This window comes from Arthrobacter sp. NPDC058097 (assembly GCF_042884885.1).
Classification (GTDB): Bacteria; Actinomycetota; Actinomycetes; order Actinomycetales; family Micrococcaceae; genus Arthrobacter.
On the sequence record NZ_JBHVSZ010000008.1, the window covers coordinates 63,249 to 89,687 of the forward strand.

12 protein-coding genes are annotated in these 26,439 nt (G+C 60.1%); 5 read left to right on the plus strand and 7 right to left on the minus strand.

The window, feature by feature from the left end; genetic code table 11:
- Positions 1–17: 17 nt before the first annotated feature.
- On the minus strand, positions 18–1,448 hold the full coding sequence (locus ACFVTE_RS14850; protein WP_387101575.1) for an MFS transporter: 1,431 nt from the start codon (positions 1,446–1,448) through the stop codon (positions 18–20).
- A gap of 143 nt (positions 1,449–1,591) precedes the next feature.
- Here ACFVTE_RS14850 and ACFVTE_RS14855 point away from each other — a divergent pair, with 143 nt between their 5' ends.
- The 4 genes from ACFVTE_RS14855 (at position 1,592) to ACFVTE_RS14870 (ending at position 6,387) form a co-directional block, all read left to right on the plus strand.
- On the plus strand, positions 1,592–2,464 hold the full coding sequence (locus tag ACFVTE_RS14855; protein ID WP_387101576.1) for a ribokinase: 873 nt from the start codon (positions 1,592–1,594) through the stop codon (positions 2,462–2,464).
- Complete coding sequence (locus tag ACFVTE_RS14860) at positions 2,461–2,961, plus strand: GNAT family N-acetyltransferase (protein WP_387101578.1); 501 nt, start codon at positions 2,461–2,463, stop codon at positions 2,959–2,961. Before ACFVTE_RS14855 ends, ACFVTE_RS14860 begins: the two co-directional genes overlap by 4 nt.
- Before the next feature lie 150 nt (positions 2,962–3,111).
- Complete coding sequence (locus tag ACFVTE_RS14865; RefSeq protein ID WP_387101579.1) at positions 3,112–3,237, plus strand: DeoR family transcriptional regulator; 126 nt, start codon at positions 3,112–3,114, stop codon at positions 3,235–3,237.
- A gap of 681 nt (positions 3,238–3,918) precedes the next feature.
- Positions 3,919–6,387, plus strand: coding sequence for a CHAT domain-containing protein (locus ACFVTE_RS14870; RefSeq protein ID WP_387101580.1), 2,469 nt, complete (start codon positions 3,919–3,921; stop codon positions 6,385–6,387).
- Between the two features lie 419 nt (positions 6,388–6,806).
- On the opposite strand, the gene ACFVTE_RS14875 is transcribed toward ACFVTE_RS14870, so the two are convergent.
- The 6 genes from ACFVTE_RS14875 to ACFVTE_RS14900 form a co-directional block, all read right to left on the minus strand.
- On the minus strand, positions 6,807–12,236 hold the full coding sequence (locus tag ACFVTE_RS14875) for an ATP-binding protein (protein ID WP_387101581.1): 5,430 nt from the start codon (positions 12,234–12,236) through the stop codon (positions 6,807–6,809).
- Positions 12,233–13,867 (minus strand): hypothetical protein, encoded by a 1,635-nt coding sequence (locus ACFVTE_RS14880; RefSeq protein WP_387101582.1) that lies wholly within the window; start codon positions 13,865–13,867, stop codon positions 12,233–12,235. The genes ACFVTE_RS14875 and ACFVTE_RS14880 overlap by 4 nt, the downstream gene beginning before the upstream one ends.
- Complete coding sequence (locus ACFVTE_RS14885; RefSeq protein ID WP_387101583.1) at positions 13,858–18,054, minus strand: protein kinase; 4,197 nt, start codon at positions 18,052–18,054, stop codon at positions 13,858–13,860. The genes ACFVTE_RS14880 and ACFVTE_RS14885 overlap by 10 nt, the downstream gene beginning before the upstream one ends.
- A 29-nt stretch (positions 18,055–18,083) precedes the next feature.
- Positions 18,084–19,499 carry a hypothetical protein gene (locus ACFVTE_RS14890; RefSeq protein ID WP_387101584.1) on the minus strand — a complete coding sequence of 472 codons (1,416 nt, stop codon included), beginning with the start codon at positions 19,497–19,499 and terminating at the stop codon, positions 18,084–18,086.
- Positions 19,496–21,667: a restriction endonuclease subunit M gene (locus ACFVTE_RS14895; protein WP_387101586.1), complete on the minus strand. Its 2,172-nt coding sequence runs from the start codon at positions 21,665–21,667 to the stop codon at positions 19,496–19,498. The genes ACFVTE_RS14890 and ACFVTE_RS14895 overlap by 4 nt, the downstream gene beginning before the upstream one ends.
- 213 nt (positions 21,668–21,880) lie before the next feature.
- Positions 21,881–25,000: a DUF3427 domain-containing protein gene (locus tag ACFVTE_RS14900; RefSeq protein ID WP_387101896.1), complete on the minus strand. Its 3,120-nt coding sequence runs from the start codon at positions 24,998–25,000 to the stop codon at positions 21,881–21,883.
- 325 nt (positions 25,001–25,325) lie between these two features.
- Here ACFVTE_RS14900 and ACFVTE_RS14905 point away from each other — a divergent pair, with 325 nt between their 5' ends.
- Positions 25,326–26,195, plus strand: a complete 870-nt coding sequence (locus ACFVTE_RS14905) for a hypothetical protein (protein ID WP_387101587.1) — start codon at positions 25,326–25,328, stop codon at positions 26,193–26,195.
- Positions 26,196–26,439 lie beyond the last annotated feature (244 nt).

Genomic DNA, 26,439 nt, shown 5'->3' on the forward strand with positions numbered 1-26,439 from the left:
CGGTTGGTGCGGAAGGTCTAGTGGGTGTCGCCCTTGGGGGCGGGGACGAAGAGGCTGACGATGAACGCGGCGGCGGTGATGCCCACCGAGATCCAGAGGGCGGTGGCGTAGCCGGCGGTGGTCGCCTGCGCGGCGAACGGGGCAACAATTACGACGCCGAGGCTCGCCCCGATGCCGAAGGAGGCGCCGTTGATGCTGGGCAGGGAAGCGGGTGCTTCCTTGGGCGAGAGCAGGACGGAGAGTCCGTTGATGGCGGTGAGGAAGAGGCCGTTGTAGAAGATGCCGAGGGCGGCGACGGCGACCATCACCGCGATCTGGTTGTTGGAGAACGCTGCGGCCGCCGCTGCGCAGGCCAGGCTCATGGCGGTACCGGTGCGGAGGACCTTGATCCAGCCGCGGCGGCCGGCGAGCCAGCCGGCGAACGGCGCGGCGAAGACGCCGATGAGCGCGGCCGGGGTGAGGAACAGCAGGGCGGAGAGGGACGGGCTGAGCCCGAAGCCGGGGCCCTTGTCCTGGCTGAGCAGCACCACGGTGAAGTTCATGATGGCGAAGATCCCGGCCAGGGTCAGCACGGTGCTGGCGATGACGGGCCACACCTGGCGGGAGCGCAGGTGGTGGACGGCGATGAGCGGGTGGCTGCGCCGTTTCTCGATCAGCCAGAAGGCGGCGAAGGACGCGATGGTGCCGGCCAGCAGGGCCAGGGTACCGGGGGCGGTCCAGCCGCTGGCCGACCCGCCGGAGACGAAGTAGGTGATGAATACCAGGAACACCGACAGCGAGGTCGCTCCCCACCAGTCCATGGCGCCGCGGACGTGTTGCGGACGTCCCTTCGGGACGGTCTTGAGGATGCAGCCGGCGGCGACGGCGGTGAGCACCAGGACCACGGCGAAGATGGACCGGAAGCCGAGGGTCTCGGACATCAGGCCGCCGACGTAGCCGTCCACTCCCCCGATGCCGCCGTTGATCGCGGCGATGATGCCCACGGAGGTGCCGAAGACGCGCGGCTGCAGATTCTCGCTGAGCACGATGTAGGAGAGGGCGAAGACGGCGCTGGACACGCCCTGCAGGAAGCGGCCGGCGACGAGCAGCGGCAGCGTGGGCGCCGCGATGCAGAGGATAGTTCCGGCGCCCATGATGGCCAGCACCAGCAGGAGGGCGGCGCGGCGGCCGATGAAGTCGCTCCACCGTCCGATCACGGGGCCGGCGATGGCGCCGGCCAGGAAGAACATGGACTGCACGGGGGCGGCCGCGTCGGGGGCCTGGCCGAAGCTGGCGGCGATCTGCGGCAGCGCCGGGGTGACCATGCTGGCGTTGAGCTGGAAGGACAGCACGCCGAGCAGCAGCGTGGTGATGAGCAGGGCGGCGGGGCGGCCGGCAAGTTTGTTCACGTCGGTTTCGCTTTCGACGGCGGTGGGCGGCGAGCTGCTGGCCGTGGCTGGGGTGTTCACATCAAACTCCATTGTTCTCTGCAGGAGGTCCTGCCGTTGGGTAAATCAGTTGTTATACAACCATGTATGACGAACAAGTACAACCATGCCGTACACTATTTCCTAATTCAGCCGCCCCTGGCTCGACCTGATAGGACTTCCTCATGAGCACTCAGCTTCCTGCCGTCACCGTCGTCGGCAGCATCAACCTCGACATCATCGCCACAACTGACCGGCTCCCCACCGCCGGGGAGACCATTGGCGGCGGCGTCCTGAGCCAGCAGCCCGGCGGCAAGGGAGCCAACCAGGCCGTGGCCGCTGCGCGCCTGGGAGGAAGCGCCCGGATGGTCGGCGCGGTGGGCGACGACGCCCAGGGCCGACTGATGCTGGAGGCTCTTTCATCCGCCGGCGTGGACACCTCGGACGTGGCAGCGCTCGACGGCGACGCGACCGGTACCGCACTAATCGTTGTGGACCGCGACGGCGAGAACCAGATCGTCGTGTGCCCGGGCGCGAACGCGGCGTTTTCCCTGGAGGGCGCTACTTTTGGCCCGGATGAAACGGTGCTGTGTCAGCTCGAGGTCGGCTTGGACGTGGTGCTGGAGGCGGCGCGGAAGGCGCAGGGGTTCTTTGTGCTGAACGCGGCGCCGGCCATGGACCTGCCGGCCGAACTGCTTGAGCGTTGCGACTTGGTGATCGTCAACGAGAGCGAGTACGCCCTGATCCCGGCCCTCGCGGAAGCAAAGTTGGTGGCGGTGACGTACGGCAAGGACGGCTCAGCGATGTTTGAGCACGGCCGGAAGGTGGCCGAGGCACCCTCCGTTGCCGTGACCGTGGCTAACACCGTGGGTGCGGGCGATGCGTTCTGCGCCGCCCTGGTCCTGGCGCTCCGGAGCGGGCTGGAGTACACCCGCGCCTTGGCCGTGGCCAATGCCGTTGGGGCTGATGCCGTGGGCGATCCCTCTTCCCAGCCGGACTTGGCACAGCTGGGCCACTACGTGGAGCGGACTGCCGCTGCTTCGGGCGCTTCCTCGTGACTGTTGTTTTTCGGCGTGCGGCGCCGGTGGCCTTCCCGGAGGTCCGCCGCATCACCCGCGACGCCTACCTCCGGGCCGGGCACTTTGCCGCCGACCACCCATACATGGGCGTACTGGAGGACGTGGAGCATCGGGCCTCGCATGCGCAGGTGTGGGTGGCGGAGGCCGCAGGGAAAGTGGTGGCGGCGGTGACGCTGACGTTCGCCGGCCAGCCGTACAGCGAGATCGCGCGGGACGGGGAGCTGGAGTTCCGGATGCTCGCGGTGGACCCGTCACACCAAAGCGGCGGCGTCGACCGCGCCGTGGTGCAGGAGATTATAAAGCACGCCCGGCAGCTGCCCGGCATCGAGGCGATCAGCATCACCAGCGCCCCCTTCATGGAACGCGCCCACGCCCTTTATGAGTCACTGGGCTTCCGCCGCGCGCCGGAGCGCGACTGGCATGTCCCGGGCGAAGACGTCCTGCTGTGGGTGTTCAGGCTGGAACTCGCTGGCTAAGCTTGTTGGACCCTGTCCGATCTCGCAGGAATACGACTGCAACGGGAGGGAGACCGGGAATTTGCAGCACAAATGCGGGGTGCGAGGAGATCTACCACGCTGCCCCGACCACCGGCCTGGCCTCCGTGGAGGAGCTCGGCCAAGTTCGAGGTGATCGGGTCCACCATCCGCCGCGACCTGGCGCTGCTGAACGGGCAGGGCCGGCTGGCCCGCACCCACGGCGGGGCCACGGCCCTCGGCGCGCACCAGGAGGCGTCATTCGGCAGCCATTGGTGAGGCCTTCGAGCAGAAGCACGCGATCGCCCGCTGGGCCGCGTCCGTGATCCGGCCCGGGGAAAACATCCTGCTCCGCGACGGCTCCAGCGCCTTACGCATGAGGTGTGAGGATTCAAGAAGCTCTTCGCGGCTGCCACAGATATCAACACGCCGCAGTGGCTCACCTAATCGGAAGGCATCGAGACGGACAGCGCGGGAGGCCGGCTGCGGCGGTGTTTGGCGAAGGCTTGTAGGCCACTGAGCCGAAGCGGCGCTGAGCGGATGAGTATTGTCCTGATCTTCCTGGGTACACCGCCGTCACCCCCGACGGCACCTGCAAAGGGACCAGGCCTAGACCCGGTGCATAGGGCGCGTGGGCGCCAGCCGAAGGGCATGAGCGCTGGCGGACTAGCACGTGCTTGGCCTGCGGCCTTTCCGCGCCTGGACACTTTTGGGAAGGTCGCGCCGACGCCAAGAAGCTACAGAAGACGGACTCGCGGGTCACGTTTGAGGTGGGCGGCGCCCTCTCATGTTGCGGCGCGGTGCCCGTGCCAACACGAGGTACATCTGTACTGACCAGGTACTCGTTGGCGCAAGTGCGATTAGGCAAAGGGTCAAAACGCTGTATCCCGCTCGTCCTCCGTCCAAAGCACCGCTGGAATGAACTTTGTGGTTTTGTTGCAAATGCCTCTACCATCTGGGATGGCCGAAGAACGAATGTCACATCGAGATAATGAATTTCAAACCAGACGCGCTGGATGGCTTGAGGCAATTGCAGTCCAAATGATGGCGGGCGCGCCTTGGCAAGAGGCCCAGACGGCTCACCCTAATGACCCGCCTCTTTCCCACATCGAGAAGGCCATGCTTGTATCGCATGTCGGCCTTAGCCACATCTACGGACTAAGTGAAGAAGACATGGCTATCGGCCCCTACCTCCCCTTTGAGGTAGCGGAGAGAACTATATCTAGATGGAGAAGCGGCGACTTTGATCCACGATTATGCAGCCAGCTGAACCTGCTTTGGCTCGCCCTCTTCCAAGTTGGGAGGGACACTTGCACAATTCGAAAGCCCATTCTAGAAGACGTTGCCAAAAGTGCGCTCTGCAACCTCATGAGATACCAAACTGAAGGAAATTTGCAGCCAAAGCCTGATACTGCACTGTCAGCCATTGCAGAAGAAAACTATGCTGACTTCAGCTACACCGCTGAAGTCAGCCCCTCGAATGGCAGTTATCCTCTCAATATAGCGCACAATCACTTACGATTGCTTCGCCATATTTTGGAAAACTCGGAACAGCATATACTGAGTTCTGTAAGCTTGCTGGAGCTGGTTGCCTGCTATGGGGACGATGAGAATGAAAGGTGGGGTGCAAAGGCCCTAGAAAAGGTGCGGTCCAGGAAGTTTCTACCTTTGATTCTTTCTGGCGCCTGGCCCCAAAAAGCCGGAGATGCACCCCCCGCTTGGGTTCTGGACATGGTGCGAACGCGGGGTGCTCGATTCAGCTATGCTTCATCAGGTTTTGTACCTGGCTGGTTTTTAGTCATGGACTCGGCAGATATTGAAAGAGCCGTGGTTCGAACTGGCTATGAGACAAAGTTCTTCTATGGCCGTGAAGAAGGTAAATTAATTCTCGGCTTTGTCCTAGAATTTCCCGACGACACACGGGCACATATTACCTACACCTACCATCTCGCGGATACGGATAGCCTCAATAACTTGAGTACCATGCTCGCCATAGGGATCGTCCGAATAGATTTTTACAAACTGAAGCCCGACGCATCTCTAGCGTGGAGCCATTCCATAGGTCGTCAAATCCCTCACGCGCTTATAAAAGCGCTTCGCACCGAAGTTATGAAGTGGACTGCCGTCGATCTGGCCGGCGGCACTGGCAACTATTGGACTATCGAACACCGGATGCAGCAAATGGCTTTGATGGAGCGTAACTTATTTGAAAGACTTGTTATACCGCAGCAACTCTTACAGGCGGAAGCTAATTCGTCACTTATGCCCGCATACAGCCGGTTTCTTGATGTAGCGCACGTCGTCACCCATCAACATTACGCGGGAAAGATGGTTGATACGACCTTATATGAGGAAGCGGTGAATGACCTGTACAGGAGTATTGCATTGAGCGCCTCCTCTTTCGAACTGGTCAATCTCGACATTGTGGGTAACGACACCGCATACATTCAGATGTACACGGTTGATGGGTATCTACACGCGTTAGTTGCTTATAATGGATCGAAAAACGTGAAGCAATGCAAGGATGTCGATCTTTCAGATAAGATTCGTTTATCTGCGATCGCTGATGATATATGCAGGACAAGTAACGAATTAGCTGCTGCGTTGATAGATCTTAAAAAGCTCCAAGACGAGGGTGTCAATAAATTGGTACTTTGTGCAGGGGTAGATGTTTATAACTTGCCGTTCCATGATGCACTGATAGACCTTGGGTTCGAGAGGGTAAGTTATACACATCGCCTGGGAACAATAGATACAGACTTTAACCTTCGCACTAATGCCAGCGCTTACATAACCGGGCACGCCGATCCGGAAGGCACGTACCTAGCAGCAATGAAGTACGAGCTCTCGGTGCTGCAACTCATCTATGGTGAGACGTGTACAGTTGCGCCCGTAGCAAAAGAGATGCCGGAGATCATGCATTGGGCTGGACACGGCTTTCATGGCTTCACTGCCTTCGAAGGGGGCATGCAGATGGGACCTTCGAACACGGACTTCGTATCTTCGGCGAGTATTTTAGCTGACTACGACTGCAGTTCGACCTATCTGGTCTATTTGTCCGCTTGTTCCACCGGCCGCGGAGAATATGGGTCCAATAGCTTGCCCATGGCCATCCCTATGGATGTTGCGTTTATTGAAGCAGGAGCTCGGGCAGTCCTGTCAACGACAGCACCAGTAAACGATGTTGTGTCCGCCTTTTTCGCCATCGTCTTCCATTTTGCTTTAGTAGGCAAACAACTTCCAGTTTGGGATTCATATGAGCTCGCGCGCCTATGCACGCGGTCACAAGCCTTGACCTCTACAGTGAACGAACTGGGCATTATTCTCGACGCCCAATGGCCAAGCTGGAGGACTGATCTGAATCTAGCAACCTGTCGGGCGCCCGACGATTGGAGATTATTCCGCTTGTCGGGCCGTTTTTGGCCGTAGGTCGGAAGGAGGCCAGTTCTACTGAGCAAATATAACGCCTGTGCAGTTGGTTTCCCCAGAATCTAATATTCTAAGTCACTTCTCGCCAATGCACTAGACTTGAGCCGCAACGATCAATAGGGCAATTGAGCCTCGGAGCTGAGTGCTTTGGACGCCTGCCACTGCCCAAATAGCAGAGCTGGAATAATACGGCTGACAATGCCGAGACATCGAAAGGCATCCCGGTGCTGGGAATTTCGGTTGTCCTTGCTATCGGCGTAAGTGTCGAGCGCTCGGTGTTTGCGTGGCTTCATAACACTTCCAATTCAGAGTGGCCGACCCGGCAAGTGTGCACTTTCGTTAGGACTTTAACTTCAGGCTTGCCTCAGTTCGCCAGCAGGCAACGGGACAATACCGGCCCAACCGAGACATAGCGCTCCTCATCGTGACGCGGTCTTGGTACCGCCGCCGTGCCGCGTCACTCTAGGCCGCAAGGAAACCCTCACCGCGTTACGCGTGAAGGCAAGGTCCACCGCCTTTCCTGCCCAGACATAAGCTTCCCCCGGCTGGAGGTGCGCTAGACTTTCCGGCCGGAGGCTGTTGAGTGCCGCATTGGCCTTTTGGATGTGCTTGAGCCACGCCGGTGACGTCATCTTATGAAGCACAACCACGTCCGAAAGCTCGATAAGCGATACGGGCACAGAAGGCGGGTCTTGGCTGGCAACCAGGATGCTCATACCCTTATGGCGCATCTCGCGAACAGACTCCACGAGCACGTCGACCAGCTCGAGGCTGTCAATGTATTTATGCGCCTCATCAAATACCACTAACTTATTAAAGCGCTTACCATCGGCCTTGGCTTCTGAGAAGAGCTGCATGAGGACGACGAAGAGGCCAAGACTCTCATCTTTTTCTATGAATTCATCACGCAGATCTACCACAATCAAACGTCCGGGTCGCAGATAGTCTGAGATCCGCGCGGAGTCGTCGATATAGTCTGCCGCGAGATTAAGCCGTTGCCGTGCAAGGTCCTTGAGATTGTCCGCCATGTTGGAAGACTCAACGCCCTGCCTCACAGTCGTCAGGCTCAGAGCGTTGCGGTTGGCCTTAAGTACCTGCATGAGCTGACGAATGTACATCGCCTGATTGCCTACAGCGCCGAGCAGAAAACGCCAATGGGAGGCTTGCAGTTCGGATGATGCGAACAACAACGGCTGCACGTCGAGATCCGGGAACTCCTCACGGCGCTCCTCGAGCTGGTCTCGGGGGACCAGTACGAGCACGTCCTCCAGTGCAGCGGGCTCTGCACCATATCGATCACGAAGTAGCGCGATCTGGCCTTCGACGTCATTCGCGTACTTCATCGAGGTGAACTCGGGTGCGTAATCCTGGGTCCGACTGTAGTGGAAAACGACCGAAGCAAGTGGATGCGGCAGGTCATTCACACCGGGAGCAGGCAGGATGGCGGCTTCGATTAGGGATCCGAGGGTATAACTCTTGCCCCCGCCTTGGACCCCGAACAGGCTGATGGTGTGGGTCTCATTCAGATCGAGGCCTGTCTTTCGGCCGCCCGCCGCCTCACCAAGCATGGCCCACTGCGGACTTTGATCCGTAACGCCCAGCAGCACCGGCGGGGCGACGCTCGGCGAGGAAGCAGCTAAGAAGTTTTCTAGGGCAGATTCGCTCCCCTGATCGACCGGCGCCTGCGTCGAGGGTTCGTCTTCCTCAGCGGCCAGACCACTGGGCGATGGTGGGTGGACGGTAGGGGCAGGCGCTTTGGGATTTAGTTCTACAGGAGGGGAACCCGCCGTCGTAGAATGCCAGTCGTTGTCAACTTCCTGCGCCTTGTCCTCGAGAGCATCCAGCGTCGGGGCCCGGAAGGCAGCGTGTTCACGAAGAGAACGCGTAAGCTCCGGGACCACACCGGAGCAGGGCTCGGTAGCGTCGCGGGGTAGGTCGAGCTCGGTGGGAACGGCGGAGAGAAGCTCGTCGATCTCGTTCCGCCCAATATGGTGGAACTCCACCCCGTCGACGGTCACGGGGGCACTGCTCTCCCCTGAAAGCTCGAATATGAGCCCGACCCGGTTAAAGCAAAGGTTAAACCCGTCATCAAGTGTCTCAAGCAACCGACGAGCATGCGTGCTCACGGAACGCCGCACCATCTTGTATCGTTCCGAGCGCTCGAGGTAGAACCGCAACAGAGCAGAGAGCTCGACGTTTTTCACCGCCCGGTCGACCCGATCGGGGTCGGCGGCGTTCGGGTCGAATAGGCTCGCAAGGACGCTTTGTGAGGTCTCAACCTGTTCGATTATTGATCGCTGCAACGCCTCGTGCTCCGCGACGTTACGGATCCTTGAATAGGCCTTGACCTCGACTAGACGGCAGGTGATGGTTCTCGCAACGGCGTCGAAAGAGAATAGCGCCAAGTCGGTGCGTCGTAGCGATTTCTCTGCCCCCGTTCGGCGCCGAGTCTCTGCATAGAGGTCTTGATGGGCGTCGAGAGGAATCACAATTTGATCGCCTAGCGCTTGCTGGCCCTCGAGGTAGAGCCTCGCGAGAGCAAGTCCCAGCACCTCGGAGCGCTGGTTGCGGGCAGCGGAGGACAGCTTAAAGGCGAGACTGCCCGACAGCAGCCGAAGTTGCTCGAAAAATGTCTGCAGATGCCGATCGTCCACTGCAATACCATGATCGACAATAACAGGCGCTAGCAGACCACGAAGTTCCTCGACCTTGCGCGAGCTGACTAATACCTGGCGGCCGAGACCGACGCCGCCGGCGACGTAATCAATAACAAAGTCGTTGCGGCCTCCACTCTCGGTCGTGCGGTCGAAGTACTCCAGTCCAAGGGTTCGGTCGATTATGACTACCCAGTCACTGACGTCGTGGGCCTGATGCAAGAGGGACCGCTGTTGACCATCGAGGTTGAGGGTGGCAGTTGGCACACGCCCGGTCCCAGTGCCATCAGTGGCGACACTCGCTGCGGCGTGGGCGAGCGTGTGCGGCAGGACGGCAAGCAGGTCATTTAGCGCGCTTTCCGTGCCAGCGAGTCGGGCGAAGACGGGGGTCTTCCGCCAGGTGACGCTGCCTCCGTCAGCTCCGACGTCGAACGCTGTAGCCGCCTGCTGGATCAACCCGTACGCGGGGGCGTGAGCTATGTGCTGAACCGGCCCGGTCTCGTGTTCCTCACCCGAGAAGGCGTCGACAAATATCGTCAGGTGGGCTTCGAACTCCGTCGGGCACTTTTCGAACTCGTCTATAGAGCGGATGGAGTAGGCTAGTTTAGGCACGCTGCTATCGTGGCGAGAGCCAAATACGTCGGCCTCTTCGCTGTTGAACCGGCTATCTGAGCGGGTCAGGTCAGCCACTGCCTCGCCGATCCCGGGCATAGCCGTATTCGGCGTGCACAGTCGTAGATCGTAGGTCAGTTCCTTGGTCGTCGATCGACGTTGAAGCTCCAGGAGCATCTCAACGATGAGTCCCGCTTCGCCCGGGTTGATTACGTTTATAACCAAGGTACGAATGTATGCATGCTGCCGGACGTACCGTTCCACTCTGTCGGCCAGCACGACTGGGGGCTGTGTCCGGCCAGGTGCTCGGGGTGCATCCGGTATACCGAGCGCGGTGGATAGTTTGCCGAGGAGCCCGACGGCATTGTCGGTCCGAGAGTGAACCATTGCTGTCCAAAAGGGCGTCACGTTGCCGACTGCGGCAAGCAGGTGGTGATTGTCCTGTCGCGGCACGGCAAAGGGGAAGCCCAGGGAATCAAGCTTGTGGAAGTAGCTCGCTGCCGCATCAGCGGCGACTTCCTTGTTGTGGCCGCCAAGCTCCCCGCGCCAAGCCGCACCTACAGCGCTCCACCCACAGAACCACAGCAACCGCAACGGATGCGTCGGCCCGACCAGCAAGACCTGGTGGAAGTCACCGAGCGCGTCAAGATAGCGCGTTGCGACCGCGTCGATCTGCTGCAGACCAGCAAGTGCCCGCAGCGCAGCTCCCCGCTCATTTCTCGTGACCTGTGCTGCATGGGCAGTCTGCGCTGCCACCATCCGCTGGTAGCTGCCTGCATAGGCAACGATTTCAGCTGTGAGTGGCATGAGGTTGGTTGTCTCGACGACACCGATGGGCCCGTCGTCATACGGCACGCTGACATTCGCAATCTCCTGGAAAAGGGTGTCGCGGACGCCAATGAACTCAGTGAAGGCCTGTTCCGCCACTGGCCCAAGCGAATCAACCCATGGGGTCTCGTCACGTAGCGGAACCGAGGGAGATCCCTCCTGGCCAATGGCAAGCTGCCACATGCCGAACTCCCGTGGGGTGATTAATGTGTCCCGTTCGATCTGGGTTAACAGTCGTGAGAGCCTGATCTCGACCGCGCCCCCACCGGCTACATGCACGTTGGCGCTGGCAAAGGCCGAAGTGCGCGACCCGTTGATCCACGAGACCTCCCCCGGAGCCAGGTCTCGGTCAGGGCGTCCATCAGCCAGGCGACCGAAGCCGAGCCTCTGAATGGCGTGCGTCAGACTTTCGTATCGTTGGGTCCGGGTCTCAGGTACTTCCTCTCGGTCATCGGCGTTGACGACGTAAAAGAGCTCACTCATGCCCGAGGCTGGAGCGGTGATGATACGGCGGTCCGTCTCCGCAATTGGTGTGACAACTAGGCGGTGCCAGCCCTCGTCAAGCTGGGCCTTCCGCAGGTTACGAATAGTTCCCCTATAGCTGCTCTTCGGGCGCTCTCCCGTTGCTACGTTAACAGCCTTCCCGGTTGGTTCACCGTCCTCAGAGACCAGCTCGACGCGGAGCTTGAGCAAACCTTCGCCAGTGGTCAACGCCGGGTCGATCGAGAAAGCGGCAGCAATATCCTTCGCACCAGTTGGACCTGCAACTAGATACGGCTGCCCGGCTAAGGTCTCCAAAACCGGATAGGTCCTGAGATGTTCGGGATCGTCACCGACAAACGAGAGGCCAACGAGGTGGACCTCGATCTTGATTTGTACTTCGCGTTCGCTGGGTGCAGGCCACTTGTCGAAAGTCAGCATGCGGTTGTCGCGGTCGGTGATGATCCTTCGGGTCCAAACAACGCGGTCCTCAAGTCCGATCTTACCGGCGAAGCGGGCGAGACGAGAGGTGAAATCGGGGTCGGACAGTCCGAGGGACAATACCCTTTGCCGCTCGTCGAGCTCGCTGCGGCTGAGGTCGTTGACGTGGACCCGGTTGCGACTAACCCGTTCAGGTACTTCCGCGACGTCCGTGAAAAGCCGCAGGTCTGGCACTAGTCCAAAGCAGTATATCGCCGCCCCGGCCGCGTCAGGCTCGTAATCGTTTGCGGCGAGGGTAAGCAGGTAACGAACCCATGCTTGGTCGCTGGAGCGATTGTCCTTCTTGCTTGCGAGGACCTGTTCCAGGTGGCTGATCCCATCCCGAAGCGAAGCCGGCACCCGGTTGATCAGCTCCTTGCGAAGCAAGGCGTAGGCGTTGCCGACCTCGACCTCTTCGAATGTCGCAACCCCGAAAGAGTCCTCGGCGCTGGCACGCAATCCCGGGGGCACGAATACAAGCAGTGGTCCGGAGGTCTCCTCGATCGGACGGTTGCGAAGTTCCACGAGTTGGGTGCTGGTAACCAGGGTGTCGTCCCCGTTGGCGACCTTCTCGTCGGAGGCCAGCAGGCACACCACAGTGCCTGGCAGAGTAGCCGTACGCAGCCGGCGGACCATGCGGGCGCCCAGCTCGCCGTCGAGTTCGGTGACACGCATGCAGTGGCCGGCCTGCCGGCTTGTGAGTAGCCCGAGCAGGTGGGGGACGAGCACGTCCTCCAGGGCACTGCGGACATCAACGGTGGTCGGCTCAACGAGCCCGGCGGCTGTGGCGCTCAATGTCGGCTCTTCTCGTGGTGGGCCCCGATGGTGAAGCGCGGGGTGACGGTCTGGGTCAGGTAGGCGTCGGAGATGTCGCGGTAATAGCCGATCTCGCGGAGCCGGTCAACGAAGGCGGCGGTGTTAGCTCGAAGCGCAGCCTGATCGGGAAGGTCTGGGCCGTGAAAACCGTCCTCTGTAGGGAGGGAATCTATGTATAATCCGTACCGGGTTCGCAATGTTTCGAGGATCTCATCCACTCTCATCGGTTGCGTCCGCATCCGTCCAGACTCGTCGGGCTGTACCAAGCACACTTGCAACAGCACCTCCAACAGCCGTGAATCGAGCACAAAACGGCGCGCGCCGGACTTGCCCCGAGGCTGGGTTAACAGTTCCCCAGGGCGGCCCTTGAGAAACATTGAATCCAGGCACTCGACGAGGTACTTTCGCTGAAAGGCGCCGCGGTAGTGCATGATCAGTTCGAGGTAGGTGTCCAGGCGGCTCAAATCGAGTTCCATGATGGTCTGAAGCTCAGGAGCAAGCGGCTCTTCCTCGTCGTCGAGGATCCGACGCACCCGCATGTCAAAGAAGATCTCGCGGTCGGCTTCATACTTCTTATCTAACAGTGCGATGGCATCAGAAGCGGGAAGGTCGTCTCTGCCTGGGCTCGCAAACTTTCCCTGCCGATGCAGATCCTTGGCGAAGTCGGCCAGCTTAAGCACCGCGAATGTGCCGCGGACAAACTGCGGTAGCCGTCCGTACCAGGTCGAGGCGCTCTTGGCTGCGTACTCTGCTGGCAGCCCAGGCTCCGAGCCTGCGACGTCCACGAAAAGGTGCGGATGGAAGCGACATTGTTCACCGCGCTTGTGACCGACGGTGCAGGCGTGGTCAACAGTACCTTTACGTACGGCAGTAGGAACGAGCTTAAGCATTCGCAAGTGGTAAAGAGCCAGGTGGAACGAGAATAAAATCTTGAGGTGCTCTACGAGCACGGTCCGGGGCATGAACTCACGGTGAAGCAGCAGTCGCAGCACGTCCTCCCCCAGCAGCTCACCCGGCTGGTGACACAGTTGCTTCTGCTCACGACGCGCTGAACTGTCGGGGCGATCCTGCGCCTGACCTTGGACAGCCTCGACCATGTTGAGCAATGCCTGCGACTCCACGTCAATGTCCGGACCCGGCGCCACCTGGCCGGTGGCGGGGTTGACATCGGAGAAAAAGAACTCCCGCAAGCCGTTTAGGGCGAGGTTATTGACCGAGAGCAGCTCGTAGAGCTGCTCGTCTGCACCATAAGGACGTGAGCGGGCGGAGTTTCGCAACCGGTAGGCGAAGCCATGGAGCGGACGCGGTCCCGCCACTGCCTCAGTTGTTCTGCCGCGGTTCACCATGTCGAGCAGGTGGGTCTCAACCCATCGGCGGCTGACGTCCTCGTCGTCTGCAAACCCGCTAAAGCGGCCGTACTTGTCGTCAACCAGCAGCTCCAGGTAGGCGTCGACATCCAGATCGGTTGCGCGGCGAACCCGGCTGCTCACGCCGCCATGCCAAAGCCTGGCCAGGAAGGCTGTGAGGACACGGTCCATAGTAAGGGTTTTATAGTCGATACGGCTGATGGCGTCGCATCGAAAGGCGCGGTCCTTGCCGTCTAGCGCCATTCCGCCTCCTGGGTCTCGGGCACGAATTTCTTCTGGGTGATCAGGTGAAGTACGCCGTCGTCTTCGCGCCGCACGGTGTGCATGGCGGACCCGTCAACGGTAAGCAGCACCGCCTGGTAAGGCACAACAGCAAGCTGGTTCTTAAACACCGTCAAGGCAAGCGCATAGCCCTGATCATCGTCAATGCTCGCCTGATAGCCGCGGCTGAACCGTTCGATCAGCTCGAAAAGATCCAACCCGATGCGCAGCTCGGCCGGCGGGATCCCTTCGTGGTCAGGATCTGTGTAAGTCAGCCGAAGCGCCGTCGGCCGTGTCTCGAGGTACGGGTGGGTCTCGCTGCCGATCCGTCCGGCTTGGAATCCCTTACCCGGAAAGCGGCGCAGGCTGCGTATGGTGCCCCGCACAACATTCCGCACCCCGATGACCAGCCCACCAGCCGCAAGTTCCTTCGAGACGACACCCTCGCTGCGGTTGAGTGCCTTGAGGAAGAGTTCGGTCGGCACTGGCCGCTTACCGTCGAGCAGTTCGAGGAAGGCCTGCACGGACGCATAGGGCAGCATTTTAATTGCCTCGCCGGGGTCACGCATTTCAAAGTACGACAGCCGGCGGGCTGTCGAGACGAATCTAATGACATCATCAGGATTGGTGTCAGCGGCACGAACCTCGGCGTGCAGTTCACGAAGCAGGTCTCGCTCTGGGGTGCCCCTGTCGTCGGGACTTACCAGATAGTGCTCCAGTAGGCCTTCGTTGGCCAGCCGTCTGTCGAGCACTGGTTGAGCGGGTCGGGCGACGTCGACGTGACGAAGCTGGATGAGTAATCTATCGCGCTCGGTCGCAGCGTCACCACCTCGATATGCGTTGAAATAGTGGCTATCCAGGAGTGAGTGGGACTGCTGTGCCTCGTAGAGCTCATGTATCTCGGCACAGTCACGCCCTGAGGTTAGGGTGTAGGCGAGTGCAGAGCGCAGGTCGCGTAGCGTGATGTGCAGTCGACCGCGGAGCTGGGCAACCTCGTAGACCCGTCGCATGCGCTCTTTAACCTGCGGCCCGATGACCGGATCGGCTATGGTGGCCGCGTTCTGCCGAGCGTAGCAGCCCTCGACAAGGGCACAGCCCTCACAGTCGGCCCAAAGTTCCGGGCGGACCATAGAGTCGAGCATTCGTTCAAGGATTGAGTCGCTAAGACCTTCACCCGTGAGAGCGCCGGCTGAACGCACGGTAACATCGCGGAGGTTGAGGTTGACCACCGCCACTGACCCCGGATCGTCGTCCTCACCACGAAGCCCCACCTCGACGATGCGGGTGAGAGCTGCGAACTGCTCTGGGTGGTGGCTGAGGAAATCGACTAAGCGGCCCTCATTGACCGCGATTAGCCGCGTCTCCCCGCTCAGCTCACTGACCTGGTCAGCGCCAGCGAAGGGAGCAAAAAACGCTGAAAGAACCTCGTCGCTAACTACGCCGTCCTCGTCTTGACTGCCATCATAGTTGGTGTGGAATTGACGCCCGCCGAGCTCAAAGTCGGCCCCATTGGCCCGCTCAGACGTAAAGGTAGCACCACGCTCACGCGCAGTTGCGGCGAGACTTTCAAGAAATGCCGTCTTTCCGTCACCGGCGTTACCAGTGACGATCACCAATGAGTGCCTACCTTCGAGGACCCCGGGCGTAAGAGCTATGTCCAGCCCGGTGGGCACATATACGCGTCGGTTGGCTGCATCCATTCCGCGAGTACCGCGATTACTCCGCCTACTCTGGCTGTAAAGGGTCTGCAGGTAGGCTACGAACGGATTGCGCTCTGACAAGGCTTCGTCGTCATCCCTCGCGAGGGCAGGAGCGGATGCCACTGCCTCTGCGATTTGGGGCTTCGCTTGCTCGGCGGCGGCCGTTAGCGCAGTGATGAACTCCTCGGCGCTGGTGAACCGGCTACCGCGTTCGGGCGCGATAGCCTTGAGGATCGTCTCCACCAGCTTGGGTGGGACCCCGGATAGATTGAACCGCTCGCGCGGATCATCGGGCGCCAACGCCGGCCGCGGAATACTGGCACCCTCCCACGGGTAGGCATTAGTGAGCGCCTCGTACAGCGTGATCCCGAGCGCGTAAAGGTCCCGGTCAATGTAGCCTGCAGCACTGGCAGGCACTTGGTCGAGGTCGGGCGGAGTGTAACGAGGGGTACTGGCGGTGTGTCCCTGCGTGGCTTCCGGGGTTTTGGCGATGCCGAAATCCAGGATTTTTACGCCCTCCTCAGTCCATAGCAGGTTGCCGGGCTTGATGTCGCAATGCCAGACGTCTAAGTTGTGCAGGTACTTCAACCCCTCAGCTACATCCAGGCCAATTCGCAAGACATCACTTGGCGTGAGAGTGCCGCCTCGGATGACTGCACCGAGGTCATCCCCCGTGACAAACTCGAACACGAGGAAGGGATACGTGTACGGCTGTGGTAGTACGTCGACGTCGAGCATTCGAACCACGTTCGGATGCGCCTCCGCATCCTGGAGCCGAGATAAAACCATGCCCTCGCGTCGGGCTCGCTCCCGAGTGCCCTCTTCGTCGCGCAGAATCAACTTGATTACTCGGTCGACATTTCGCATCGTGTCGAAGACCTTGTATGCCACGCCGCTCGCTCCGGGCTTACCGAGTCGCTGCTGCACGATGTATTTCGTGCCGAGCGCGAAGTCCCGAGGCAGGTTCCGCCAGTCCTGCAGGTCGCGACGTTTGTAGTCGTCCCCAGCCTGAGACGCCGCTGGGGCCGTCGATGCTTCAACACCGCTTCCCGCGGTGACTCGACGTTTGGGCCGGTGAAGCTCGCCGAGAGCCAGGTCGAACCGGCGGATTGCCTCAGGCGCGTCGGGCCGGTCCTCGGGCTTGGCAGCGCATAGCAGAGAGAGCCAATGACGCATCGGAGCGGGAACGTCGGCCTGCTCCAAGTCCTTCTCCGGGAGCACTCCCGCGGCTTTGACCTGCGCAGTGATTGACCTGAAGGGCAAGTGGCCAGTGAGCATCTCGAATCCGATAACGCCTAGCGCATAAATGTCAGCCTTAGCTGTCATTTTGGCAGGGTTCTCGAGCGCCTCGGGAGCGAGGTAGGTGTTGTCTGCGGCCGCGTGGGCATCTACTGCAACTGTGTGCGCACGCATCTGTGCACTCTTGGCATAGTCGAAGCCAGTGACCATCGCTCTGCCGTCTTGGGTGAGCAGTATCGTCGCGGGGCTGAGTGCCCGGTGCACGATCTTTCGGGACTGTGCGTGCGCCAGCCCGGCAAGTACTTGCCTCAGGATCAAGAGTTTCCGATCCCGGGTCAGCGGTTCAACCGGATTCTCTCCCAAGTGCAACCGCAGGGCATGACCGGGAATGTCGTCATATACCGTGACGAACCCGCGGTCCTCCTGATCAGGGAAAAAATCCTTGACTCCGACGATTGCCGGATGTGGCGGCAGTTTGCCGAGCGCCTCGTATGCGATGCCGATCTGCTTCTGTTTCTTCTCGCGTTCCCGTGTCGGGGCATACAGGTCTGCCTGCCTCACCACGAGCCGCACCGTTCCCGAGCCCTGTACGGCATTGGCATTTTTCGCACGGTACTCCCCCACCACGTCAATGCCATCCGCGTGGATTGTCTCACTCAGTGTGTCCAGCACCAGCCAATTGCCGAACTGCAACGGTCCAGTAGGCACCTGACCGATCCGCTTGACCTCCTCAACGATCTTCTCGTGATGACGCTCGATGTCGGCGTCGACCGAGAACGAACCCGTCGGCACACGAGAGGAGTCGGACAGAAGCGTGATCAAATGCTCTAGGTTGACCGTTGAGGCGGCGTCCCGCTGCGGTCTGTTGCGGTCTACCAGCCGAGCGTCAGGCGCCGGGAGCACAACAGCCGCGTCGACATAGACCCGAGAGAGTTGAGGATGCGCGTCCTCGAGGAGGCTTTTCAGCCGCTTAGCGTTCTCTCGCAGTTTCGGCAGCGGTGTATGGAAGGGCGACCGCCCCGCCGGCATCCAACGCGACCCCTGCACGTCGATCCGGCCGAACGTGCCCTTTACATCGATCACATACACCATGTGCTCTGTCACGACAACCAAGTCGACCTCGAAAAGGCGGCCTCGGGAGTCGGGAATCTCTAGGGAGTGCAGGACCGTCCACTCGTCCGGCCCGCGATCACGCAAATGAGCGATTACGGCTCGCTCCGCATCGTTCACGGGCGGTCCAATCGGAACAATCCTCGCCATCAGTCTTCGGCCCCCTCGATTGCCTGCGTCAGCAAAGCCAGCGCTTCATCCTCTAGCACATCGGCTCGGTCACGGTCTCGATACGCCTGGCGGACGCTGTCGGCAATCCGATACCGGTCATTCATGCTCGCGAGCGGGATCGGAATCTCACGGCGTAGGCCCTCATGAATATCCTGCTGCTTGCCGCCAGTGCTCAAGGAGCGGAATATTCGGAAGGCCACGTTAGAGCGCAGGAAAGCAAACAGGTATGCACCGGAGATAGTCTCGTCGCCGCTCACGATCCGTAGGAAGTGTTCGGAGTACGCGTTCTTAAGCCATGCGCCCGTCACCATCAGGGCCCGGCAATAGACCTCCTGCTCACCGAGGGTTCCCTGAGATGCGACCAAAATGGTCTCATCTTCCGCATGAACTTCTGCCGGAAGCGACCCTGCTGCGAGCATCCGCCCCTCCGGGCGGGCCCAAAAAGCCTGCCGCTGACCGACGAGAGGGACTCCAAAAGCGACCTCGCTGTCAATCCGTTTGAATCGGACCCCACGAGACAACAAGCCATCTTCGCAGACGTCACCCAGGCTGCGGTGCGGGACGGACGATAACTTGGCAATGATCTGACGAGCTCGAGGTGAGAAGTTGAGTGCGCGGATAGACTTGGGACCAAAGTCCGTTACCTCAAAACCGAGGTCAGGCCCCTCATCATGCCACCTGAAATCGATAAGTTCGGGCAGTCCGACGCTGCGAAAAAAGTCATCCGTGGCGGCAACGAGTCCGGCCTGGAAGGCAGCTCGCAGTTTCGCGCTTTTCTCGACGAGGTCGTGAATCTTGTACTCCACGGCTGAGTTGAACCGGGGCACCGGCAGATCGGCAAGGTGATGCGGCTCGATGTGCTGGATGATCGCACCGTAGGCGGACGAGGTGATCATGGGAATGCCAAAATCGCTGCGAAGAAACGTGTAGAGATAGCCAGATGGAATCAGGTCCGGGTTGCCCTGCACCTTCATCACGTGCTGAGACGTCCAAAATCCGGCCATATCTGGGCGCACGTAGCCCATCCGCCCGATCGTACCCGAGCACGAGATTAGCGACATGCCGGGCTCGGCTTTGAGATAGCCCAGCTTGTTCGCAATCTGCGTACTCAGCCTTGGCAGGTAACTGAAGTCAGCCTCGAGCATGTCGGTAGACCCAAGAAAGGGAACACTTTGCTCAGGATCGTTGAGATAAACTCTGCTGAACTTAGGCCCGTTAAAAACTCCGCCGTTGTGTCCTGCTGTAACCTCGTCCAGCCGCACCGTGTTTGACAGCGCTTCCAGCCGCTTTCGCGCCTCCAAGGCCCCAGATAGGTAAGGGGAGGCGTCCAAACGGAAACCCTGATCAGACAGCCAGTCCACTCGAACCGGGTTGTCCATGCTCACGATCTTCACTCGTCGACCAACTTCGCTTCACGGGGATCGAATCCCGGCAACGCGTACTTTTTGCGGAATTCCCAGTACTTTTCGGCAATTAATGGCAGGTCGTTATTTATCACGGGGCGACTACGCCTTACCCTGCGAGTGTGTCGCTGACCGCCAAGTGTCAGATATTCGGTTTCCTCGTACGTTTCCATGACGAGATCTCCGTTCGGCGACCTTTTGTAAAGGTCGTTGCCTCGACGGTCGAAGCCAACCTTCTCCGCAACCGCCATGAAGACCGGGTACGACACTGGACCGTTGAGACTTTCGTTGATCTTCTCGTCGAGCGTCTTGCGCTTAAGAAAGAGCAGAGTGGTCAGGATGTTGACATCGGCATCCACGATGAAAGTTTCTACCGGCAGCTCAACGCTCGCGAGCACCCAGCATTCCTGCAATATGAACCGACGAATACCCTCATCTGCCGGGCCAGGGTTCGAGAGGATGCCGTTTGGCAGGACGATCCCAACCCTACCGCCGGGCTTGATCCACTCGATAGCTCGCTGCACGAAGAGCTGCTCTGGCGCCATTGAGCCTGGCAAATTTGCACTGACCAGCAGTTCACCGGTGTTACGGTCGCGCGACCAAGACTTGGCAACCCCTTCACGGAAGTCACCGAGCACCGACGCGTCACTGATAGGAATGTCAGCGCCAAAGGGCGGATTGGTAAGTAGCACATCCACTAGGCCTCCACGCCCTTCCTTGGCCAGCGGGATTCGCCTGCTCGCTTCCGCAACCCCGCTCAGATGCCCCCGCGGAAAGGACAGGGAATCCATGTGGTACACATTTCCGGGCGTGTCGGCCAGGGTCATAATGTTCATCGCGGTGGCACGAACGAGGAACGGATCAAAATCCGCACCGAAGAGATGTTCATCCGCATACTGGCGCAGACGGTCGCGGTAACGTTCAGCCTGCTCCGGAGAGTCTGGGATGCCGCGGGTACCGTCTTCTTCCTGCATTTTGTGGTGCAGATGGGTGAGGGTAGCGTGCAGGAAGCCCCCGGTGCCGCAGGTCGGATCGAGGACCGTTTCGTCCTCCTTTGGATCCAGGATGTCGATCATCAGCTTCACCGCGCCGCGTGGGGTGAAGTATTGACCGCGGTCGCCGCGAAGGTTGGTGCCGACCAGCTCCTGGTAGGCCAGCCCCTTGGCGTCGATGTCAGTCAAGCCAAGGTCGTATGGGGAGAGTTCAGAGACAATAAAGGCGAGTGCCCGGTGGGAGAGAGTAATCTCGTCGCTTGCCTTGAAAAGCCCGGAATCCGCGTACTCCATTTTAACGTCGTCAAAAAGGTCAATAATGCGCTCCCGGATCGCGGCTCGGCCTTGATCGTCATACGGCTCGGTCATCGATGCATAGAAGCGACGTGGGCTGCCTTTGCGGACGGCACGCTCGTCGAACATTTTAGCGAAAAGCAGGTATAGGAACTGCCAGAAAGCTGCGTCCTTTGGCATGCCTTCGTTGCCGTGGACGTAGTTATGGCAACGCCGGAAGGTAACTTTGAGCATCTCCGGTTCGGCGCGACGCAACTGTTGGGCGGAAACCACCTGGCCGCTGCCTATTGTCCCATCAGCCATCGGCCAGTCAGCACGCTCGTGGAAGTCCGCACCCCAACGATTGGTCGTTTTCTCAATGAAGAAGAAATCGACGTTATCAGTCCACATGCCCCAGCAACGCTCGGGGCAGTCTTCCGCCCCGAGCAGGTCCTGAACGAAGGACATCTCGGACTTCATCTGATCGTATGTACGCAGCTTAACAACGTTCTTGCCCCGGTTGGGCTCCTTATTAGTAACCACCACCCGGCGCAAGTTAGCGGCACTGTGCTGGCTGCCTGGGGCGAAGATCGCGATGTCGACCTTCTTCCGGCGCTTACCCTTCTCGGTCTCAACCTGAATCGGGAAGTCGAGCTCCATGTCCTCCGGGGCGATTTGATACTCGTGGAAGAGCACCCGCACGATCCTCTGACGGACCTGCTCCTTGGGAGTGTCTTTTATCGGTGTGTCGGAGAGGAAGTCGACGATGTAGCCCTCGTCGAGGTGTTGGACGTGCGCGTCAGCTTCCCTGTTGGGCTGGTCGGCACTGTCCGGAGTTGTCGGGTCAACCATAGTGGTTGAGCTCACCATCACATTCTGTTCTGCGCTCGTCACGGTGCTTGTTGGACCGCATTGGGCGGCCACCGGTAGCGGGGTCCGAATTCCGGTTGCACCTTGTTCAGTTCATCGTATTGGATGGACCCCAAAGTCAGGCGAAAGGCGACGTCGAGCCTCGGAGTGCGCCACGCACGCCAAGTCCACAACCTGGTGCCTGGTACGCTCAAAGGCGCCCGTTTCAGTTCTTCCTGAGCAAATGACACCCTCCATTTACATTGCCACTGCTGCCGCTGACGCAAACACATCCGCTGGCATCGGCCGGTGCAGCTTCCAGGTAATAGCGATGGGCTTCTCGCCGGAGTGCTGCACGTAGTCCACCTGACCCAGGCACGTGTAGGGAACTGTCAGCCCGGTCTCGTCGTCCGCTGTGTCCCTGGTGAAGATTAGGATCCTCGAGCCGTGGGAAACCCGGTCGAGGTAGCGCCGTCCCGTCGGGCTGGTAGGTGACGTCGCGTTCTGCGACTCCCAGTGGAACAGCTCAGGGCTTATGGCGTAGTCCTTGTACATCGTGGTTGCCGAGTGCTTCTTGTCGTCCTTGTTCAGGGTGACAAAGAAGGCGTCGGTAGAAGTCCCCGGGCACCATGCCACACCTTCCCGGTGCTGGACATTCTTGCCCTGTTCCAGCGAGCCGTACTGCAACGCCGCCAGGACCTCCTCGCGCCGGTAGGTGGCATGTGACAGCAGCGGGATGTGCTGCAGCCCTGCGCCAAGGCTTTTGGCTGCATGTTTGGACGCCGCCACTCCCAGCTTGAGCACCTGGCAGATCTCCCGGCACACAAACTGGTAGCCGCGCAGGTGGTCCAGGCCGTCGTCGTACGTCTTGAATCCTCCGCCGTCATCCCACAGCGTGTAGAACAGCATGCGTGCAAAAGCCTGCTCGCGCATGCCAAGGTCCGCGTAGCGGGGCGCATCAGGAGCAACCAGCATCGAATAGGCAGCGGCCCGTTCCGGATCGTCCACGTGAATCAGCGCGGCCATCCGGCCCAGCAGCTTCTTTTCCTCAGCGTCCGACAGCTCCTCGAGCTTCCCTCGGAGCACGGTCTCCAGGGGTGAGAGCCCCTCGATCAACCCTGTCTGCCGGAGGTAGCCGGTCCACGAGTCCTTGGTGGAGCGGTAGATCGTCTTCACGTCGTTCCCCGACCGCTCCAGATAGGCCTCCAGCTCGGTCTCGGCGTATGAGCCGATGTCCCGGACCAGCTGTGCCCGGTTGAACCTCAGCTGTGCCTTGATGTTGTCCAGGACCACCTTCTGCGCCACCCGGTCCAGAACGATCTGCGAGCCGGACGGCAGGTACGGGAACTCGTCCTCGACAGCCTTCTCCAGCTCCTTGCGCCCGTAGCCGGTCAGCGCCCGGTAGCGCAGATCAAAACGGAACTCACGGCGCTGCTGGCCGATGAAGTCCAGGACCGTGAGCACCGCCTTGCCCTCGGCCCGGCGTAGCCCGCGTCCCAGCTGCTGAAGGAAGACGGTGGCGCTCTGGGTGGGCCGGAGCAGCAGGATGGTGTCCACCTGCGGCAGGTCCAGGCCTTCATTGAAGAGGTCGACGGCGAAGATGCAGTTGATCTCCCGCTGCCCCAGGCGCCTGAGGGCTTCCTCACGGTCAGCATTGTCAGTGGTGCCGTCGACGGCGACGGAGGCAATGCCGGCTCGGTTGAACACCTCGGCCATGTAGCGGGCATGCTGGACCGAGACGCAGAAGCCTATTGCCCGCATGTGGTCGGTGCTGGTGACCTTGTCGCGGAGTTCGCGGATCACCTTGGCTGCGCGGGCGTCGTTGCCCGTATAGAGGGCGCTCAGCTGGGTGGTGTCGTAGTTGCCGCGCTTCCACTCCAACTGGCTCAGGTCGACGTCATCGGAGACGCCGAAGTAGTGGAACGGGACCAGCAGGTCGGCGTCCAGTGCATCCCAGAGGCGCAGTTCACTGGCGGTGCGGCCTTCGAAGAACTGCTTGGCGACGTCGACGCCGTCGCCGCGTTCCGGTGTGGCCGTTAGGCCGAGGAGCTGCTGCGGTTTCAGATGGTCCAGCAGGCGGCGGTAGGTCGGCGCCATGGCATGGTGGAACTCATCGAGAACGACGACGTCGAAGAGGTCAGGCTCCAGCTGTTCGATGCCGAGGGAGGACAGCGACTGGACGGACGCGAAGATGTGCTTCCACTCCCGCGGCTTGTGCTCCCCCACATAGAGCTCACCGAAGGCGCCGTCCTGCATGACGTCACGGTAGGTGCGCATCGCCTGCTTGAGAATCTCCTGACGATGGGCGACGAAGAGCAGTTGTAGTTGTCTGCCAGCAGTTTCGCTTAGCCGTTTGTAGTCCAGAGCCGCGATGACTGTTTTGCCGGTGCCTGTAGCGGCGACCAGGAGGTTGTGGTTGAAACCCTTGAGCCGCTCGGCTTCCAGGTCCTCCAGCATCTCCTCCTGGTGGAGGAACGGCTGAACCTCAAGACCGGTAGTTGCATCCGGCGCCGCTGTGCGACGGCCGCCGTTCCGTTCCAACGCAGCGTCCAGCTTTTCGCCGTCTCGCTCCGGGTCATAGCTTTGGAAAGCCCGCTGCTCCCAGTAGCTGTCGAACGTGACCTCGAACTTCTGCAGGAGAGCGGGCGTTGCGACGGAACTGAGGCGGACGTTCCATTCAAGCCCGTCAAGGAGGGCAGCCTGGCTCAGATTGGAGCTGCCGACGTAGGCCGTGTCGAAACCCGTGTTGCGGCGGAACAGCCAGGCCTTGGCGTGCAGCCTTGTGGCCTGGGTTTCGTAGCTGATCTTGGCTTCGGCCCCGTACCGGTTGACGAGCTCGTCAATGGCGCGGCGTTCGGTGGCGCCCATGTAAGTTGTGGTGATGACCCGGAGCTTGGCGCCGCGCTCCTTAAGTTGCTCAAGGGCAGGCTCCAGGAGCCTGAGGCCGGTCCAGCGGACAAAGGCGCAGAGAAGGTCCACCGTGTCAGCGGACTCCATCTCGGCCCGAAGCTCGGCGGCGAGGTTGGGATCGTCCTTGCTGTTGGTAAGAAGGGCTGAGTGACTGAGCTTCGTTGTGGGGCGACGAAGGTTGCGGCGTTTAAGCGTCTCCGGGCGGTGAAGCGACTGGAGCTCGGTTGGACCCGGTGCGATGCGATCGCCGGTATTTAGTTGCTGGAGAAGCCTGTTCGCGAGGGCTACGCGTTCGGCGGGTTTAGCTGACACGAGGGCTCGCCTGACGGCATCGGCGATGTGACGAGCGAGGATATCCGGAGTGTCTTCGTCGCCTGCTTCCGCAAAGGTCGGTTGCAACTCCGTCTTGGCGGCAAGAAGTTTCTCGAGCCCATCTGTTTTTAATAGCTCGTATAATCCTTCGGGCAACTTCTCAGCTGCCCCTTCCTCACTAAAATTGGCCACTGCGTCAGATTAGCGGATAAGCCTCGCGACTTCTCGATTTGGGAGTTCTATATCTTGAAACATTCTCAGTGCTCGCGCCATACATCACTGCTCTTATGGGACCAGCTGCGACGGCGCGGTTAGGCATAGGCTGCTCGTCTTTTGTTGCTATTTTCACGTGCAAAAAGGCAGGAGTGCCTAGTCCCATTATGTGTAGCCGGCAATCTGCGAGCCGCGATAGTACGGAGTAGAAACAACGCTTCGGAAGGTCTCTACAACAACAGCGTCATCGCTCTGGCACACTAGAGCCGTGAACGACAACTGGCGACCGCTCGGATTGGATTCCGACACGACCGCATACGATGCTCTGCATGATGGCGTCCCCGATTGGATGGCGGAATCGTTCTGGGACTGGATGAGGACGCAGTTTCTACTCTCTCAACGCTCAGAAGAGTATCCCGGCGCGTTGGACTATTTTCTAGATCAAGACCTGGTCCGGCAGGTGGAGAGACGGTGCAGGGTTGCGATTCCATATCGCGGATACAGTGCAGAAATCGGAATGTCCGAAATACGAAGCTCAACAGAAGCCGCGCAGGCGCAGTTGAGGGTTGCGGATTTCTTGCTTGCAACTCGATCTACCGAGCACGCTGGCAACAGTTTGGATGTCGTGCTTGAAGAGTCTGGATCGAAGTGGAGAGTAGGAGAACGGTCGGGCTCAAGGGGTTTGGTCCGCAGAGTTCGAGATTCCGTCCAAACGGCCGTGGACAACGCCATTAGCTCCGGCGGTCATGCCGGCGACCGTCTCGCTCTCGCGTGGACCGCCACGTACGGTATCGATCCGAATCCCTCCCTAGCGTACTCGCTTGCCGTGAAGGCGGTCGAAGACGCTGCCATTCCCGTGGTCAGCCCAAATGACACTAGCGCCACGCTGGGAAAGATCAACTCGCAGATCAGAGATACAGGAGACTGGTCTCTCCCCTTTCAACGCGAAGACGAATATGCTCCCGCAGGCTCTACCTTGTTGTCCATGATGAAAATGCTCTGGGCCGGACAGGCAGATCGTCATGGGGGCCACCACGACCCTGATCTATTTGTTACACAGGAAGCGGCAGAAGTAGCAGTCATGACGGCCGCAACGTTGGTCCAGTGGTTCACTTCAGGCGCGGTCATGCGGCGCTAGCCCAGCGGCTTGTAGAGTGAGACGGACATCACAAAGGGGTCGAATTCCTCGAAGCACGTAGGCTCTGTGGCGCGTCAGCTCATCATCCCCATGCATAGCACCTGAAGAGTTCCTGGGATCTGGAGACGAAAAGCAATCTCCGGTTAGTAGCGCTCGATAGCCGGGGCGTCCTCACATCAGTTCAAGCATCTCAGTTGAAACAGCGCCATAATGAATTGCATTTATTAATGCGAAATTGCTAAAT